14 protein-coding genes and 3 pseudogenes are annotated in these 15,511 nt (G+C 72.2%); 14 read left to right on the top strand and 3 right to left on the bottom strand.

The genetic code is table 11. From position 1 onward, the window contains the following. Positions 1-105: 105 nt before the first annotated feature. The 6 genes and pseudogenes from AB0J42_RS05345 to AB0J42_RS05320 all read left to right on the top strand — a co-directional run bounded on the left by AB0J42_RS05345 (position 106) and on the right by AB0J42_RS05320 (position 4,539). Positions 106-999 carry a dihydrodipicolinate synthase family protein gene (locus AB0J42_RS05345; RefSeq protein ID WP_364289111.1) on the top strand — a complete coding sequence of 298 codons (894 nt, stop codon included), beginning with the start codon at positions 106-108 and terminating at the stop codon, positions 997-999. Continuing rightward, the gene (locus AB0J42_RS05340; protein WP_364289109.1) at positions 996-1,997 is read left to right on the top strand and encodes a proline racemase family protein; all 1,002 of its coding nucleotides are present in this window, start codon (positions 996-998) and stop codon (positions 1,995-1,997) included. The genes AB0J42_RS05345 and AB0J42_RS05340 overlap by 4 nt, the downstream gene beginning before the upstream one ends. After that, positions 1,994-2,827, top strand: a pseudogene (locus tag AB0J42_RS05335) (proline racemase family protein); the annotation flags it as partial. The gene AB0J42_RS05340 and the pseudogene AB0J42_RS05335, both read left to right, overlap by 4 nt. A gap of 137 nt (positions 2,828-2,964) precedes the next feature. Beyond that, positions 2,965-3,264 (top strand): annotated as a pseudogene (locus AB0J42_RS05330) (ornithine cyclodeaminase family protein); the annotation flags it as partial. A 194-nt stretch (positions 3,265-3,458) separates the two neighbouring features. Beyond that, a pseudogene (locus AB0J42_RS05325) lies at positions 3,459-3,782 on the top strand (ornithine cyclodeaminase family protein); the annotation flags it as partial. 91 nt (positions 3,783-3,873) lie between these two features. Next, entirely contained in the window at positions 3,874-4,539 is a 666-nt protein-coding gene (locus tag AB0J42_RS05320; RefSeq protein ID WP_364289107.1) for a GntR family transcriptional regulator, read from the top strand. On the opposite strand, the gene AB0J42_RS05315 is transcribed toward AB0J42_RS05320, so the two are convergent. Continuing rightward, complete coding sequence (locus tag AB0J42_RS05315; protein ID WP_364289105.1) at positions 4,536-5,453, bottom strand: EamA family transporter; 918 nt, start codon at positions 5,451-5,453, stop codon at positions 4,536-4,538. The two genes, AB0J42_RS05320 and AB0J42_RS05315, sit on opposite strands and share 4 nt — an antisense overlap. A 108-nt stretch (positions 5,454-5,561) precedes the next feature. Between AB0J42_RS05315 and AB0J42_RS05310 the strand changes: the two genes are divergently transcribed. Further along, entirely contained in the window at positions 5,562-6,758 is a 1,197-nt protein-coding gene (locus AB0J42_RS05310; protein WP_364289103.1) for an MFS transporter, read from the top strand. On the opposite strand, the gene AB0J42_RS05305 is transcribed toward AB0J42_RS05310, so the two are convergent. Together AB0J42_RS05305 and AB0J42_RS05300 are read right to left on the bottom strand one after the other, a co-directional pair. Further along, positions 6,759-7,484, bottom strand: coding sequence for an ABC transporter permease (locus AB0J42_RS05305; protein WP_364289137.1), 726 nt, complete (start codon positions 7,482-7,484; stop codon positions 6,759-6,761). It abuts the gene before it with no gap. A gap of 59 nt (positions 7,485-7,543) precedes the next feature. Continuing rightward, on the bottom strand, positions 7,544-8,452 hold the full coding sequence (locus AB0J42_RS05300) for an ABC transporter ATP-binding protein (protein WP_364289101.1): 909 nt from the start codon (positions 8,450-8,452) through the stop codon (positions 7,544-7,546). 184 nt (positions 8,453-8,636) lie between these two features. Between AB0J42_RS05300 and AB0J42_RS05295 the strand changes: the two genes are divergently transcribed. The 7 genes from AB0J42_RS05295 (at position 8,637) to AB0J42_RS05265 (ending at position 15,511) form a co-directional block, all read left to right on the top strand. Further along, on the top strand, positions 8,637-9,848 hold the full coding sequence (locus AB0J42_RS05295) for a multidrug effflux MFS transporter (RefSeq protein WP_364289100.1): 1,212 nt from the start codon (positions 8,637-8,639) through the stop codon (positions 9,846-9,848). 95 nt (positions 9,849-9,943) lie between these two features. Beyond that, positions 9,944-10,648, top strand: coding sequence for a metalloregulator ArsR/SmtB family transcription factor (locus AB0J42_RS05290; RefSeq protein WP_364289135.1), 705 nt, complete (start codon positions 9,944-9,946; stop codon positions 10,646-10,648). Next, the gene (gene sufB, locus AB0J42_RS05285; protein ID WP_364289098.1) at positions 10,645-12,057 is read left to right on the top strand and encodes a Fe-S cluster assembly protein SufB; all 1,413 of its coding nucleotides are present in this window, start codon (positions 10,645-10,647) and stop codon (positions 12,055-12,057) included. Before AB0J42_RS05290 ends, sufB begins: the two co-directional genes overlap by 4 nt. Continuing rightward, positions 12,057-13,187, top strand: a complete 1,131-nt coding sequence (sufD, locus tag AB0J42_RS05280; RefSeq protein WP_364289096.1) for a Fe-S cluster assembly protein SufD — start codon at positions 12,057-12,059, stop codon at positions 13,185-13,187. Before sufB ends, sufD begins: the two co-directional genes overlap by 1 nt. Continuing rightward, a complete protein-coding gene (locus AB0J42_RS05275) occupies positions 13,184-13,501 on the top strand; it encodes a non-heme iron oxygenase ferredoxin subunit (RefSeq protein ID WP_364289094.1) in 318 nt (105 codons plus the stop codon). The genes sufD and AB0J42_RS05275 overlap by 4 nt, the downstream gene beginning before the upstream one ends. Positions 13,502-13,505: 4 nt before the next feature. Then, entirely contained in the window at positions 13,506-14,252 is a 747-nt protein-coding gene (gene sufC / locus AB0J42_RS05270) for a Fe-S cluster assembly ATPase SufC (protein WP_364289092.1), read from the top strand. Next, positions 14,249-15,511 (top strand): cysteine desulfurase, encoded by a 1,263-nt coding sequence (locus AB0J42_RS05265; protein WP_364289091.1) that lies wholly within the window; start codon positions 14,249-14,251, stop codon positions 15,509-15,511. Before sufC ends, AB0J42_RS05265 begins: the two co-directional genes overlap by 4 nt.

The raw sequence follows: 15,511 nt of genomic DNA, 5'->3' as shown, positions 1-15,511 counted from the left end.
TCATACAGGCCGTCGAGCGGCGACCGGACCAGACCGTCACCCCGGCTCCCGCCGAGTCCCTTCACCAAGCACCGTAGCGGTGCCTGCGAGAAAGAGGGTGCCCTAGTGACCGAACGGACCCACCCCTGGCACGGCATCATGGTCGCCACCGCACTCCCGCTCCGCGACGACCTGTCCGTCGACTACGACGCGTACGCCGGGCACTGCCGCTGGCTCGTGGAGAACGGCTGCGACGGCGTCGTCCCCAACGGCTCGCTCGGCGAGTACCAGACCCTCACCCCCGAGGAGCGAGCCAAGGTCCTGGAGACGGCCGTCGAGGCGGTCGGCGGGAACCGGGTGATGGCGGGCGCGGGCGCGTACGGCGCGGCAGAGTCGCGGCGGTGGGCCGAGAGGGCCGCCGAGCTGGGCTGCGGGTCGGTGCTGCTGCTGCCGCCGAACGCCTACCGGGCGGACGAGCGGGCGGTCCTCGCGCACTACCGTGAGGTGGCCCGCGCCGGGGTGCCCGTGGTCGGGTACAACAACCCGTACGACACGAAGGTCGACCTGACCCCCGCCCTGCTGGCCAGGCTGCACGAGGAGGGGCTGATCGTGGCGGTCAAGGAGTTCACCGGCGATCCGCGCCGCGCCTACGAGATCGCCGAGCTGGCCCCCGGTCTCGACCTGCTCATCGGCTCGGACGACGCGCTGCTGGAGCTGGCGCTGGCGGGGGCCGTCGGCTGGATCGCCGGCTACCCGAACGCGCTGCCCGCCTCCACCGTCGCGCTCTACCGGGCGGCCGTGGCACACGATCTGGAGACCGCGCTGCCGCTCTACAAGCAGCTCCATCCGCTGCTGCGCTGGGACTCCAAGACCGAGTTCGTACAGGCCATCAAGCTCTCCATGGACGTCGCCGGACGCCCCGGCGGCCCGTGCCGCGAGCCCCGGCAGCCGCTCACCGCCGAGCAGGAGGCGGCCGTCCGCGCCCTGACCGAGAAGGCGCTCGCGGAGGGCCTGCGATGAGGACCCGCCGGGTCTTCCACGCCGTCGACTCGCACACTGAGGGCATGCCCACCCGGGTCATCACCGGCGGCGTCGGGACCGTACCGGGTGCCAGCATGGCCGAGCGGCGGATCCACTTCCGTGACCACCTGGACCACATCCGCAAGCTGCTGGTGAACGAGCCGCGCGGCCACGCCGCGATGAGCGGCGCCATCCTGCAGCCGCCCACCCGGCCCGACGCCGACTGGGGCGTGCTGTTCATCGAGGTGTCGGGGCTGCTGCCGATGTGCGGCCACGGCACCATCGGCGTGGCGACCGTGCTGGTGGAGACCGGCATGGTCGAGGTCACCGAGCCGGTCACCACCGTGCGGCTGGAGGTCCCGGCCGGGCTGGTCGTGGTGGACGTGGCCGTACGGGACGGCGCGGCGATGTCGGTGACGCTGCGGAACGTCCCCTCCTACGCCGACCGGCTCGACGCCGCGGTGACGGTCCCCGGGTACGGCGAGATCCGCTACGACCTGGCCTACGGCGGCAACTTCTACGCGATCGTCCCCCTCGACGCGTACGGGCTGCCGTTCGACCGCGAGGCGGGCAGCGAGATCCTGGCCGCGGGCCTGGCCACGATGGAGGCGATCAACGCGGCCGGCGAGCCGGTGCACCCGGAGGACGACCGGATCCGCGGCTGCCACCACGTCTACTTCGCCGCCCCCGGCTCCGATGCCCGCCGCTCGCGGCACGCGATGGCCATCCACCCCGGCTGGTTCGACCGCTCGCCGTGCGGCACCGGCACCAGCGCCCGGATGGCCCAGCTGCACGCCCGCGGCGAGCTGCCGGTAGGCCGCGACTTCGTCAACGAGTCGTTCATCGGCACCCGCTTCACCGGCAGGATCCTGGAGGAGACCAGCGTCGGCGGCAGGCCCGCCGTGGTGCCGTCCATCACCGGCCGCGCCTGGATCACCGGCACCGCCCAGTACTTCCTGGACCCGCGCGACCCGTTCCCGGAGGGCTTCGAACTGTGACCGTCACCACCGTCGACTACCACACGGCGGGCGAGCCGTTCCGGATCGTCACCGGCGGCGTCCCCGCCATCCCGGGCGCCACCGTCCTGGAACGCCGCGCCAATACCGCCCACGTCGACCACCTCCGCAAGCTGCTGGTGAACGAGCCGCGCGGCCACGCCGACATGTACGGCTGCTTCCTCGTACCTCCCGACGACCCCGGCGCGCACCTCGGCGCGCTGTTCTGGCACAAGGACGGCTACTCCACGGCGTGCGGCCACGGCACGATCGCGCTCGGCGTCCACGCCGTCCGCGAAGGTCTCGTCCAGGCCGCCCCCGACGGGGAGACGGACGTGATCGTCGACGTGCCGTCCGGCCGCGTCACGGCGCGGGTGCGCCTCGACGGCGGGCGGGTCACCGCCGTCACCTTCGTCAGCGTCCCCTCGTACGTGATCGCGCGCGGCGTCCCGGCCGCCGGGGTGAAGGCCGACCTCGCGTACGGGGGAGCGATCTACGCCTCGGTGCCCGCGGCGGCGGTCGGGCTGGAGGTCCGGCCGGAGCACCTGACCGAGCTGATCGCCTGGGGGCGGCGTGTCAAGGCCGCCCTCGCCGATCATCCGGCGGCCCGGCACCCCGGCGACGACCGGCTGTCGGGCGTGTACGGGGTGATCTTCCACGACGAGCTGGACGGAGCCGCCCGCCAGCGGAACGTGACCGTCTTCGCGGACGGGGAGGTCGACCGGTCGCCGTGCGGGTCCGGCACCGCCGCCCGGCTGGCCCTGCTGCACGAGGACGGGCTGCGCGGCCCGCTCCGGCACGAGAGCATCGTCGGCACGGCGTTCCTGGCGCGGGTGGCCGGGGTGACCGCCGCCGGGGTGTTCCCCGAGATCGAGGGCATGGCCTGGAGGACGCGCTCCGCGCCGGTCTCGACCCCGAGCAGACCCCGCAGCGGCCCGTCGTCGGCCTGCCCGCCGGGCAGCTCCTGCTCATGCCCGCCGCCTTCGGGCGCTACGCCGGCGTCAAGGCGGCCACCGTCGCGCCCGGCAACCTTGCCCGCGGGCTGCCCCGCATCCAGGGCGTCTACCTCCTGTACGACGGCGACACCCTGGCTCCGCTGGCCGCTCTGGACGGCATCGCCCTCACCTCCTTGCGGACTCCGGCCGTCTCCGCCCTGGCCGTCCGCCACCTGGCACCCCCCGACGCGGGTGACCTGGTCCTCTTCGGCACCGGCCCGCAAGCCTGGGGCCACGTCCTCGCCCCCCGCGAGGTCCGCCCCCTGCGCCGGATCACCGTCGTCGGCCGCGACCCCGCCCGCACCGCCGCCTTCGCCGCCCGCTGCGCCACCCTCGGCCTGGACTCCCGCCCCCTCACCACTCCGCCCGCCGTCGCCGGAAACTTTCACGCCTCCGGAGAGGCGGATCACGGCTCGGCCCGGCGGCGGCCCCTGCTCGCGGTGCGGGTCCGAGGGGAGTCTCCGAGGAGGTGGCGGAGGCCGTCGGGCGGGCCGAGGTGGTGGTGTGCTGCACGACGGCGAGGGAGCCGCTGTTCTCCGGCGGGCTGGTCCGCGACGGTGCGACGGTCGTCGCGATCGGGTCGCACGAGCCGGACGCGCGGGAGCTCGACGGGGAGCTCATGGCGCGGGCCACGGTGGTGGTGGAGGCCCGGACGGCCGCGCTCGCCGAGGCCGGCGATGTCGTCATCCCGATCGGCCACGGTACGATCACCACCCGCCATCTGGCCGGCGACCTCGCCGACCTGGTAGCCGGCCGGGTGCAGAGCGGATCCGGGCCGCGCGTGTTCAAAGGCACCGGCATGGCATGGCAGGACCTGGTGGTCGCCGCCGCCGCGTACGAGGCCTGGAGCGAGGCGAGAGGGAGACCTAGGGAAGGGATGGGCGATGGCTGCCGAGGACCGGCTCGACCTGCCGATGGTGGGCGAGCGGCAGAGCCTGCGCGAGCAGGTGGCGCAGGCGCTCAGAGCGGCACTGATCACGGGGGAGATGCGCCCCGGGGTGGTCTACTCGGCGCCGGTGCTGGCGGCCCAGTTCGGCGTCTCGGCCACGCCGGTCCGCGAGGCGATGCTCGACCTGGCCCGGGCGGGCCTGGTGGAGGCGGTCCGCAACAAGGGCTTCCGGGTGATGGAGCTGTCCGAGCGCGACCTCGACGAGCTGACCGAGCTGCGCGAGCTGATCGAGGTGCCGACGGTCGCCAGGCTGGCCGACGCGGGCCGGGCCGCCGACTTCGAGGGGCTGCGCCCGGCCGCCGAGGAGATCCTGGCCGCCGCCGAGCGGGGCGACCTGCTCGCCTACGTCGACGCGGACCTGCGGTTCCACCTGGAGCTGCTGGCCCTGTCCGGCAACGGCCACCTGGTCGAGGTGGTCAGGGACCTGCGCACCCGCGCCCGCCTCTACGGGCTGTCGCAGCTGGCCGAGCGCGGCACGCTCGCCGACTCCGCCCGGGAGCACCTGGCGCTGCTGGACGCTCTCCAGGCCGGTGACGACCGCTCCGCCGAGCACATCATGAGCGAGCACATCCAGCACGTGCGGGGCATCTGGGCCCGCTAGCTCTTCGACGCCGAGCGCGTCGCGCCGAGGCTGGCCGCGACGATGGCGACGATGGCCACCCACTGCTGCACGTGCAGCAGCTCGCTGAGCACCAGCACCCCGATCAGCGCGGCCGCGGCGGGCTCCAGGCTCATCAGGATGCCGAACACGTGCTTGGGCATCCGGCGCAGCGCCTTCAGCTCCAGCGAGTACGGGATCACCGACGACAGCAGCCCCACGCCCAGCCCGATCAGCAGCACCTCGGGCCGGAGCAGGTCGGTCCCGCCGGTGGCGACTCCCACCGGCGCGATCACCAGGGCCGACACCATCATCGCGAACGCCAGCCCGGTCGTCCCCGGGAACCGGCTCCCGGCCGCCGCCGCCAGCAGGATGTAGCCCGCCCAGCAGGCGCCCGCCGCCAGCGCGAACCCGATCCCCAGCCAGCTCGCCGTCGCCGACTCGCCCCACGGCGCGAGCAGCGCCACCCCGGTCCCGGCGAGCGCCACCCAGAGCAGGTCCAGCCTGCGCCGGGAGGCGGCCACCGCCACGCCCAGCGGGCCGAGGAACTCGATGGCGACCGCCACGCCCAGCGGCAGCCGCATCAGCGCCTCGTAGAAGGACAGGTTCATCAGTGCGAGCGTCAGGCCGAACCCGATCCCCACCGCCCAGTCGCGCCGCCCCAGACCCCGCAGCCGCGGCCGGGCCACCGCGCCGATGATGAGCGCGCCCATCACGATGCGCAGGAACACCACCGCGCTCGGCGGGAGCGTGGCGAACAGCTGCTTGGCGAACCCGGCCCCGAGCTGCACCGAGAAGATCGCCAGCAGCACCAGCCCGGACGGCGGGATGGCGTCCGCGGCGGTGCGCAGCAGGTTCCCCGGCCGCGGCAGGCTCCGGCCGCGGTCGATCGGGTCGTCGAGGGTGAAGGCGGGCACACGGCTCCTCAGATCGGACACAACGGACAGAAGCGTAGCGGCCCTTTCCGACATTCCCGACCGCAGGTGTTTTACTGGGCCGGAACCCCCGACCGGACGCAGGAGCACATGAGCGCCGCAGCACCATTCCTCACCCTCACCCGGCCCCCCGTCCCGCTCGCCGCCGCATCGTTCGTCAGCAGCTTCGACCGGCTGGCGGTGACCCCGCTCCTGGTGCTGATCGCGGGCGAGCTGCAGGTCCCGCTGGCCACCGCGGTCGCCGTGGCCAGCGGCTACTACCTCGCCTACGGCGTGTCCCAGCCGTTCTGGGGCCTGCTGTCGGACCGGTTCGGGCGGGTCCGGGTGATGCGGCTGGCGCTGCTCGGGGCGGGGCTGGCGGGCCTGGCCTCGGCGGCCATGCCGGTGCTGCCCGCGCTGATCGTCTCCCGGGTCGCGGCGGGCGCCTGCTTCGGCGCCGTCATCCCGACGTCGCTGACGTACGTGGGCGACACGGTCGCGGTCTCGGTACGGCAGCACGCCCTGTCCCACCTGATGGGCCTGATGGCGCTGGGCACCGCGCTGGCCACCGGCTTCGGCGGCCTGCTGGGCGACGCGGCGGGCTGGCGGGCGGTGTTCACCGTGACCGCGGTGTGCGCGCTGGTGTGCGCCCTGGCGCTGCGGGTGCTGCCGGAGCCGCCGCGCGCCGAGATCGGCGGCCTGGGCCGGCACGTCGGCACGGTGCTGCGCAGCCGGTGGGCGCGGCTGGTGTTCGCGCTCGCCTTCGTCGAGGGCGCGGTGCTGCTCGGCACGCTGACGTTCCTGGCCACGGTCCTGCAGCAGCAGGGCGTCTCTTCCGCGCTGGCCGGGCTGGCCGCCGCCGGGTACGGGGTGGGCGTCTACCTGTTCTCCCAGGTGGTCAAGCGGCTGGCGGGAGGCTGGCCGGTGTGGCGGCTCATCCTGACCGGCGGGACCCAGATGGGCGCCGGTTACGCGATCCTGGCCGTGGAGGCGAACGTCGTCACGGTCGCGCTGACCGCGCTGCTGCTCGGCGGCGGCTGGTCGTTCATGCACTCGTCGCTGCAGACCTGGGCGACCTCGGTGGTGCCGCAGGCGCGCGGCACGACGGTGGCGTTCTTCGCCTCGTGCCTGTTCATGGGCAGCGCCGTCTCGTCCTGGGCGGCGGGACCGCTCGCCGGGAGCGGATCGTACACGCTGCTGTTCGGCCTGGCCGCCGCCGTCACCGTGCCGCTGACGGCGGTCGCCGCCCTCGGCCGCCGCCGCTACGGGTCGCGCGCGCCCGAGGAGGGCGAGCGCCGTCCCGAGTGATCACTCCCACCGGAAGGTACGGGCGGCCAGCCCCAGCGAGACGGCGGCCCAGACCGCCAGCACCGCCACCGCCCCCAGCGGCAGCGCGCCGCCGGAGACCACCGTGCGCAGGCCGCCCGTCAGCGCCGAGATCGGCAGCAGCTCCAGCACCGGCTGCACCGGCGCGGGGAACTTGTCCAGCGGGAACACCACCCCGCCCGCCGCCAGCAGCAGCAGATAGACCAGGTTGGCCGCGGCCAGCGTCGCCTCGGCCCGCAGCAGACCGGCCATGAGCAGCCCGAGCCCGCTGAAAGCCGCGGTGCCCAGCAGCACCAGCACCCCGCCCGCCAGCACGGCGGTCACCGGCGAACCCTGCGGGCTCCAGCCGAGCGCCACCGCCACCGCGACGAGCACAGCCACCTGGACGGCCTCCACCACGAGCACCGCCGCCGTCTTGGCCAGCATCAGCCCGCCCCTGGACAGCGGGGTCGCGCCCAGCCTCTTGAGCACCCCGTAGCGGCGCTCGAACCCGGTCGCGATCGCCTGCCCGGTGAACGCCGTCGACATCACCGCCAGCGCCAGCACGCCCGGGGCCAGGAAGTCGACCCGGCGGCCGCCGCCCACGTCGATCAGCGGCGCCAGCGAGAAGCCGACGAGCAGCAGCACCGGAATGATCATGGTGAGCAGGAGCTGCTCGCCGTTGCGCAGCATGGCGCGGACCTCGGCGCCCGTCTGCGCGAGCACCATCCGCGGGAACGGCGCCGCGCCCGGCGCCGGCGTGAGGTCGAGGGTCTTGGCCGTGCTCGTCACCGCAGCTCCCTGCCCGTCAGCTCCAGGAACACGTCCTCCAGCGTGCGCCGCTCGATGCGCAGGTCGTCGGCCGTCACGCCCTCCGCCGCGCACCACGCGGTCACCGTGGCCAGCAGCTCGGGGTCGACCTGGCCCTCGACGATGTAGTGGCCCGACGGCGACTCCTTGGCCGCGCTGCCCAGCGGCAGCGCGTTGAGCAGCTCCTCCAGCGCCAGCCCCGGGCGGGCGCGGAAGCGGAGCTGCCGCTCGGCCCCGGTCAGCGAGGCCGGGCTGCCCTCGGCCACCACCCGCCCCCGGTCGATGATCACCACGTGGTCGGCCAGCCGCTCCGCCTCGTCCATGTGGTGGGTGGTCAGCACCACCGACACCCCGGCCGCGCGCAGCTCGCCCACCAGCTCCCAGCAGGCGTGCCGGGCCTGCGGGTCGAGCCCCGCCGTCGGCTCGTCGAGGAACACCAGCTCCGGCCGGCCGATCACCGCCGCGGCCAGCGACAGCCGCTGCTGCTGCCCGCCCGACAACCGCCGGAAGGGCGTCCGTACATGATCGGAGAGACCGAGCCGGTCCAGCAGCGCGGCCGGATCCAGCGGACGGGCGTAGAAGCGCGACACCAGCCGCAGCCACTCGCCGCAGCGCGCGGCGGGCGGCACGCCCCCCGACTGCGGCATGATCCCCACCCGGGCGCGCAGCCCGGGCGACCCGGGCGGCAGCCCCAGCACCCGTACCGTGCCGCCGTCGGGGGTGCGGAACCCCTCGCAGATCTCCACCGTGGAGGTCTTGCCGGCGCCGTTGGGCCCGAGGACGGCGGTCACCGCACCGCGCGCGGCCGTCAGAGTGAGACCGTCGATCGCGGCGGTGCCGCCGTACCGCTTCACGAGGTCGACGATCTCGACGGCTGGCGATGTCATGCCCATGAGTCTAGGGACCTGGAAGGGCGCTCCGCCGCGCAGCCCTGGGCGACGCCTCGGCGGGCAAAGATAGGTTTACCGGATGTTTCCCTGCTCTGGGAATGAGATCTACCGAATCGGGGTTTGAGCCCTCGTCACCCTTCCTCACCAGCCCTGGCCCCCGTACGGAGAGAGGTACCCCCGCATGTCCGTGGCAGCAGCCGCGCAACCGGCCGTCAAGGAGCGCCGACGGCTCCTGCTCTTCATCCTCGGCGCGCTCTCCGCGATCGGGCCCCTGTCCATCGACATGTACCTGCCCGCGCTGCCGGCCATCACCGAGGAGCTGCTCAGCGTCCCCGCGCAGGTCCAGCTCACGCTGACCGCCTGTCTCATCGGCGTCTCCGCCGGGCAGGTCATCGCCGGGCCGCTCAGCGACGTGCGCGGGCGCCGGGTGCCGCTGATCGTCGGCGTCGCCGGGTTCACGGTGGCGTCGCTGCTGTGCGCGTTCGCCCCCTCGGTGCCGGTGCTCATAGTGTTCCGGCTGCTGCAGGGCATGCTCGGCGGCGCGGCCCTGGTCATCGTCCGGGCCGTGGTGCGCGACCTGTACGACGGGGCCGCCATCGCGCGCATCTTCGCCGCGCTCATGCTGGTCGCCGGCCTGGCGCCGATCCTGGCGCCGATCGCCGGGGCCCAGCTGCTGGCGTTCACCTCGTGGCGGGGCGTCTTCGTGGCGCTGAGCCTGATCGGGCTGGCGCTCATGGCGGCGGTGCTGGCCGGGGTGCGCGAGACGCTCCCGGCCGGCCAGCGGGAGGGCGGCGGGCTCCGGCACACCCTGCGCAGCTTCTGGGGCCTGCTGCGGGACCGGCCGTTCATGGGCAGCGGGCTGACCGCGGGGCTCGCGTTCGGCGCCATGTTCGTCTACATCTCCGGCTCGCCGTTCGTGCTCCAGGAGGTGTACGCGGCCACGCCGCAGCAGTACTCGCTCATCTTCGGGATCAACGCGTTCGGCCTGGTCGTCATGGCGCAGGTCGGCGGGCGGCTGGCCGGGCGGGTGTCACAGGTCGGGCTCGTCCTCACCGGGCTGGTCCTCGCCCTGTCCGGCGGGGCGCTGCTGCTGCTGGCCGTCGTCGCGGGCATGGGCCTGGGCGCGGTCGTGGCGGGGCTGTTCGTCGTCATGTGCGGCCAGGGCCTCATCCTGCCGGGGACCGGCGCGCTGGCCCTGGCCAGCCAGCCGCCGCAGGTGGCCGGGGCGGCCTCGGCGCTGCTCGGCGTGCTGCAGTTCGCGCTGGGGGCGGCCGCGGCTCCGCTGGCCGGTATCTTCGGAGAGGGAACGGCGCTGCCGATGGCCGCCGTCATGATCGTCCTGTTCGCCTGCTCCGCCGTCGCCTTCACGACCCTGGCCCGGAAGTCTGGTTAGGCAAGGCTAACCTGCGTGAGAAATTGCATTGACCTGCTGTTCGGAACCGTTTGTGGAGCGGGAAGGAATTAGGGCACACTGATGTTGTGAAAAGTGTGCCCTTGAAAGAGCCAGGTAGCGAGCGCAGCACCCGCGCCCGTGTCGCCCGGCTCATTCTTGAGCACGGGCCCATCGCCGCGTCGGCGCTGGGCGAACGGCTCGGGCTCACGCCCGCGGCCGTCCGGCGTCACCTGGACGCGCTGCTCGCCGAGGGGATGATCGAGCCCCGTACGGCGCGGCCGCGCGGCCAGCGAGGACGCGGGCGTCCGGCCAAGCTGTTCGCCATCACCAACGCGGGGCGCAGCGCCTTCGTGCACGCCTACGACGATCTGGCCGGGAGCGCGCTGCGTTTCCTGTCGGAGCGGCTGGGCGAGGAGGCGGTGGCCGACTTCGCCCGCACGCAGGTCGAAGGCCTGCTACAGCGGCTGGAGCCGGTCATGCGGCAGGTCCCACCCGACCAGCGCGTCCAAGTGCTGGCACAGGCCCTGTCCGAGGAGGGTTACGCCGCCTCGGCCAGCAAGGCCAAGTCGGGCGGTGACCAGCTCTGCCAGCACCACTGCCCGGTGGCCCACGCGGCCGCGGAGTTCCCGCAGCTGTGCGAGGCCGAGACGGAGGCGTTCGCGCAGCTGCTCGGCACTCCCGTGCAGCGCCTGGCCACGATCGCCCACGGCGACGGGGTCTGCACCACGCACGTCAGCCCCCAGTCACTGGGGGCCCCCTATAGAGCTACTGCCGAGAAGAGCAAGGAGACCGGAGGGTGACTGTCACCGACCGCCCGGAGCTGGAAGGCCTCGGGAATTACAAGTTCGGCTGGGCCGACCCCGACACCGCCGGTGCTGCGGCCAAGCGAGGCCTGTCCGAGGAGGTCGTTCGTAACATCTCCGCGCTCAAGGACGAGCCGGAGTGGATGCTCGACCTTCGCCTGAAGGGCCTCCGCCTGTTCGACAGGAAGCCGCTGCCGACCTGGGGTTCCGACCTCACCGACATCGACTTCGACAACATCAAGTACTTCGTCCGCTCGACGGAGAAGCAGGCGACGTCCTGGGAAGAACTGCCCGAGGACATCAAGAACACCTACGACAAGCTCGGCATCCCCGAGGCGGAGAAGCAGCGCCTCGTCGCCGGTGTCGCCGCCCAGTACGAATCCGAGGTCGTCTACCACAAGATCCGTGAGGACCTCGAGGAGAAGGGCGTCATCTTCCTCGACACCGACACGGCCCTGAAGGAACACGAAGACATCTTCAAGGAGTACTTCGGCACCGTCATCCCGGTCGGCGACAACAAGTTCGCCGCGCTCAACACCGCCGTGTGGTCCGGTGGCTCGTTCATCTACGTGCCGCCGAACGTCGAGGTCGAGATCCCGCTGCAGGCCTACTTCCGGATCAACACCGAGAACATGGGCCAGTTCGAGCGGACCCTGATCATCGTGGACGAGAACAGCTACGTCCACTACGTCGAGGGCTGCACCGCGCCGATCTACTCCTCCGACTCGCTGCACTCCGCGGTGGTCGAGATCATCGTGAAGAAGAACGCCCGCTGCCGTTACACGACCATCCAGAACTGGTCGAACAACGTCTACAACCTGGTCACCAAGCGCGCCGTCGCCTACGAGGGCGCGACCATGGAGTGGGTCGACGGCAACATCGGCTCCAAGGTCACGATGAAGTACCCCGCCGTCTACCTCATGGGCGAGCACGCCAAGGGCGAGACGCTGAGCGTCGCCTTCGCCGGCGAGGGCCAGCACCAGGACGCCGGGTCCAAGATGGTCCACCTGGCGCCCCACACCAGCTCCAGCGTGGTCTCCAAGTCGGTGGCGCGCGGCGGCGGCCGCACCTCCTACCGCGGTCTCGTGCAGATCGAGGAGGGCGCCCACGGCAGCGCCAGCACCGTCAAGTGCGACGCGCTGCTCGTCGACCAGATCAGCCGCTCCGACACCTACCCCTACGTCGACGTCCGCGAGGACGACGTCGCCATGGGTCACGAGGCCACGGTCTCCAAGGTCAGCGAGGACCAGCTCTTCTACCTCATGAGCCGCGGGCTCGACGAGGACGAGGCGATGGCCATGATCGTGCGCGGCTTCGTCGAGCCGATCGCACGCGAGCTGCCCATGGAGTACGCGCTCGAGCTGAACCGGCTGATCGAGCTGCAGATGGAAGGAGCCGTCGGCTGATGGGCCTGAACGAGAAGCCCCTGTCGACCCTGCACGAGAAGGCGTCCTACGACCTGGCCGACTTCGAGGTTCCCACCGGGCGCGAGGAGCAGTGGCGCTTCACCCCGCTCTCGCGCCTGAAGGGCCTGCACGACGGCAAGGCCGTGGCGGAGGGCCATGTCGGCCACGTCAAGGTCGACGTGGACGCCGCGCCCGAGGTCACCGTCGAGACCGTGGGCCGCGACGACCCGCGGCTCGGCAAGGTCTACGTGCCCTCCGACCGGGTGAGCGCCCAGGCCTACACGTCCTTCGAGAAGGCCACCGTGCTCACGGTGCCGCGCGAGGCCGTGACCTCCAGGCCGACCGTCGTCACGCTGACCGGCGCCGGCGACGGCGCCGCCTTCGGCCACCTGCTGGTCCGGGTCGAGCCGATGGCCGAGGCCGTGATCGTGCTCGACCACCAGGGCAGCGCGGTCTACTCCGACAACGTGGAGTTCGACGTCGGCGACGGCGCCACGCTGCGCGTGGTCAGCCTCCAGGACTGGCAGGACGACGCCGTCCACGTCAGCCACCACCACGCCCGGCTCGGCAGGGACGCCACCTTCCGCAGCTTCGTGGTGACCCTCGGCGGCGACCTGGTCCGGCTGTCGCCCAGCGTGTCCTACACCGGCCCCGGCGGCGACGCCGACCTGCTCGGCGTCTACTTCGTCGACGCGGGCCAGCACCTGGAGCACCGCCTCCTGGTCGACCACTCGCGGCCCAACTGCCGCAGCAACGTCGACTACCGCGGCGCCCTCCAGGGCCAGGACGCGCACGCGGTCTGGATCGGCGACGTGATCATCCGGGCCGAGGCCGAGGCCACCGACACGTACGAGCTCAACCGCAACCTCATCCTCACCGACGGCGCCCGCGCCGACTCGGTGCCCAACCTGGAGATTCTCACGGGTGAGGTGACCGGCGCGGGGCACGCCTCGACGTCCGGCCGGCTCGACGACGAGCACCTGTTCTATCTGCAGGCCCGGGGCATCCCGTACGACGAGGCGCGCCGCCTGGTCATCCGGGGCTTCCTCGGCGAGCTCGTCGAGAAGATCGAGGTCGAGGAGATCCGCGAGCGCGTCATGGCGGCGCTGGAGGCGGAGCTCGCACGATGAGTTTCGAGAAGGTCTGCCAGATCGGCGACATCCCCGACGGGGGTGTCCTGGGCGTCGAGGTCGGCGAGACGCCGGTCGCGCTGGTGCGCAAGGGCGGCGAGGTGCACGCGCTGTACGACGTCTGCTCGCACGCCGAGGTGCGGCTCAGCGAAGGCGACGTCTACGACGACACGCTGGAGTGCTGGCTGCACGGCTCGTGCTTCGACATCCGCACCGGAAAGCCCACCGGCCCGCCCGCCACCAAGCCCGTGTCCGTCTACACAGTCAAGATCGACGGCGATGACGTGCTCGTCTCGCTCTCGAAGGAGTCATAAGCACATGTCCACCCTTGAGATCCGTGACCTCCAGGTCGCCGTCGAGGACAAGGAGATCCTGCGCGGCGTCAACCTGACCGTGAAGGCGGGCGAGACCCACGCCATCATGGGCCCCAACGGCTCCGGCAAGTCCACGCTCGCCTACGCGGTCGCCGGTCACCCCAAGTACACGATCACCGGCGGGCAGGTGCTGCTCGACGGCGTCGACCTGCTGGAGATGTCGGTCGACGAGCGGGCCCGCGCCGGCCTCTTCCTGGCCATGCAGTACCCCGTCGAGGTCCCCGGCGTCTCGGTCTCCAACTTCCTGCGCTCGGCCGTCACCGCCGTCCGCGGCGAGGCGCCCAAGCTGCGCGAGTTCGCCAAGGACCTGAAGAAGGGCATGGACGGGCTCGCCATCGACGCCTCCTTCGCCCAGCGCAACCTCAACGAGGGCTTCTCCGGCGGTGAGAAGAAGCGCCACGAGATCCTCCAGCTGGAGCTGCTCAAGCCGAAGATCGCGGTGCTCGACGAGACCGACTCCGGCCTCGACGTCGACGCGCTGCGCGTGGTCTCGGAGGGCATCAACCGCTTCCGCGCCTCGGGTGACACCGGCGTGCTGCTCATCACCCACTACACTCGCATCCTGCGCTACGTGAAGCCCGAGTTCGTGCACGTCTTCGCCAACGGCAAGATCGTCGAGGAGGGCGGGCCGGAGCTGGCCGACAAGCTCGAGGCCGAGGGCTACGAGCAGTACACGAAGGCAGCTGTATGAATCAGACCAGCTTGGACGTGGAGAGGATCAGGAAGGACTTCCCGGTCCTCTCCCGCGAGCTGCCCGGCGGGCGTCCGCTCGTCTACCTCGACTCGGGCAACTCCTCCCAGAAGCCCGCGCAGGTCATCGAGACCATGCGCGAGCACCTGGCGGCGCACTACAGCAACGTCGGCCGTGCCATGCACGTGCTCGGGGCGGAGTCGACCGAGGCCTTCGAGAGTTCCCGCGACAAGGTGGCCGCCTTCATCGGCGCGCCCTCGCGGGACGAGGTCGTCTTCACCAAGAACGCCTCCGAGGCGCTCAACCTGGTCGCCTACTCGTTCGGCAACCCGGCCAACACCGACGACCGCTTCCGGCTCGGTCCCGGCGACGAGATCGTCATCTCGGAGATGGAGCACCACTCCAACATCGTGCCGTGGCAGCTGCTCGCGCAGCGCACCGGCGCGACCCTGAAGTGGTTCGGCGTCACCGACGAGGGCAGGCTCGACCTGTCCAAGCTGGACGAGCTGATCACCGAGCGGACGAAGATCGTTTCGATCGCGCACCAGTCGAACGTGCTCGGCACCGTCAACCCGGTCGCCGAGGTGCTGGCCCGCGCCCGCCAGACCGGCGCGCTGATGATGCTCGACGCCTCCCAGTCGGTGCCCCACCACCCGGTGGACGTGGCCGCCCTGGGCGTCGACTTCGTCGCCTTCACCGGCCACAAGATGGTCGGCCCGTCCGGCATCGGCGTGCTGTGGGCCCGGGGTGAGCTGCTCGACGCCATGCCTCCGTTCCTCGGCGGCGGCGAGATGATCGAGGCGGTCTGGATGGACCGCTCGACCTTCGCCCCCGCGCCCCACAAGTTCGAGGCGGGCACGCCGCCGATCGTCGAGGCCATCGGTCTCGGCGCGGCCGTCGACTACCTCACCGGGGTCGGCATGAAGGCGATCGAGGCCCACGAGCGCGAGCTCACCGCGTACGGGCTGGAGGCGCTGCGCGAGGTGCCGGGGCTGCGGCTGATCGGCCCCGACTCGGTGGAGTCGCGCGGCGGCACGCTCTCGTTCACGCTGGAGGGCATCCACCCGCACGACGTCGGCCAGATCCTGGACGACTCGTTCGGGATCGCGGTGCGGGTGGGCCACCACTGCGCGCGCCCGCTGCACCTGCGCTTCGGAATACCGGCGACCACGCGGGCGTCGTTCTACCTGTACAACACCACGGGCGAGATCGACGCCCTGGTGCGCGGCCTCCACCACGTTCAGAAGGTGTTCGCATAG

Origin of the sequence: Nonomuraea sp. NPDC049649 (assembly GCF_040675175.1) — a bacterium.
Lineage (GTDB): Bacteria > Actinomycetota > Actinomycetes > Streptosporangiales > Streptosporangiaceae > Nonomuraea.
The sequence above is the reverse complement of the archived record's forward strand: the minus strand, read 5'-3'. Positions and strand labels throughout refer to the sequence as shown.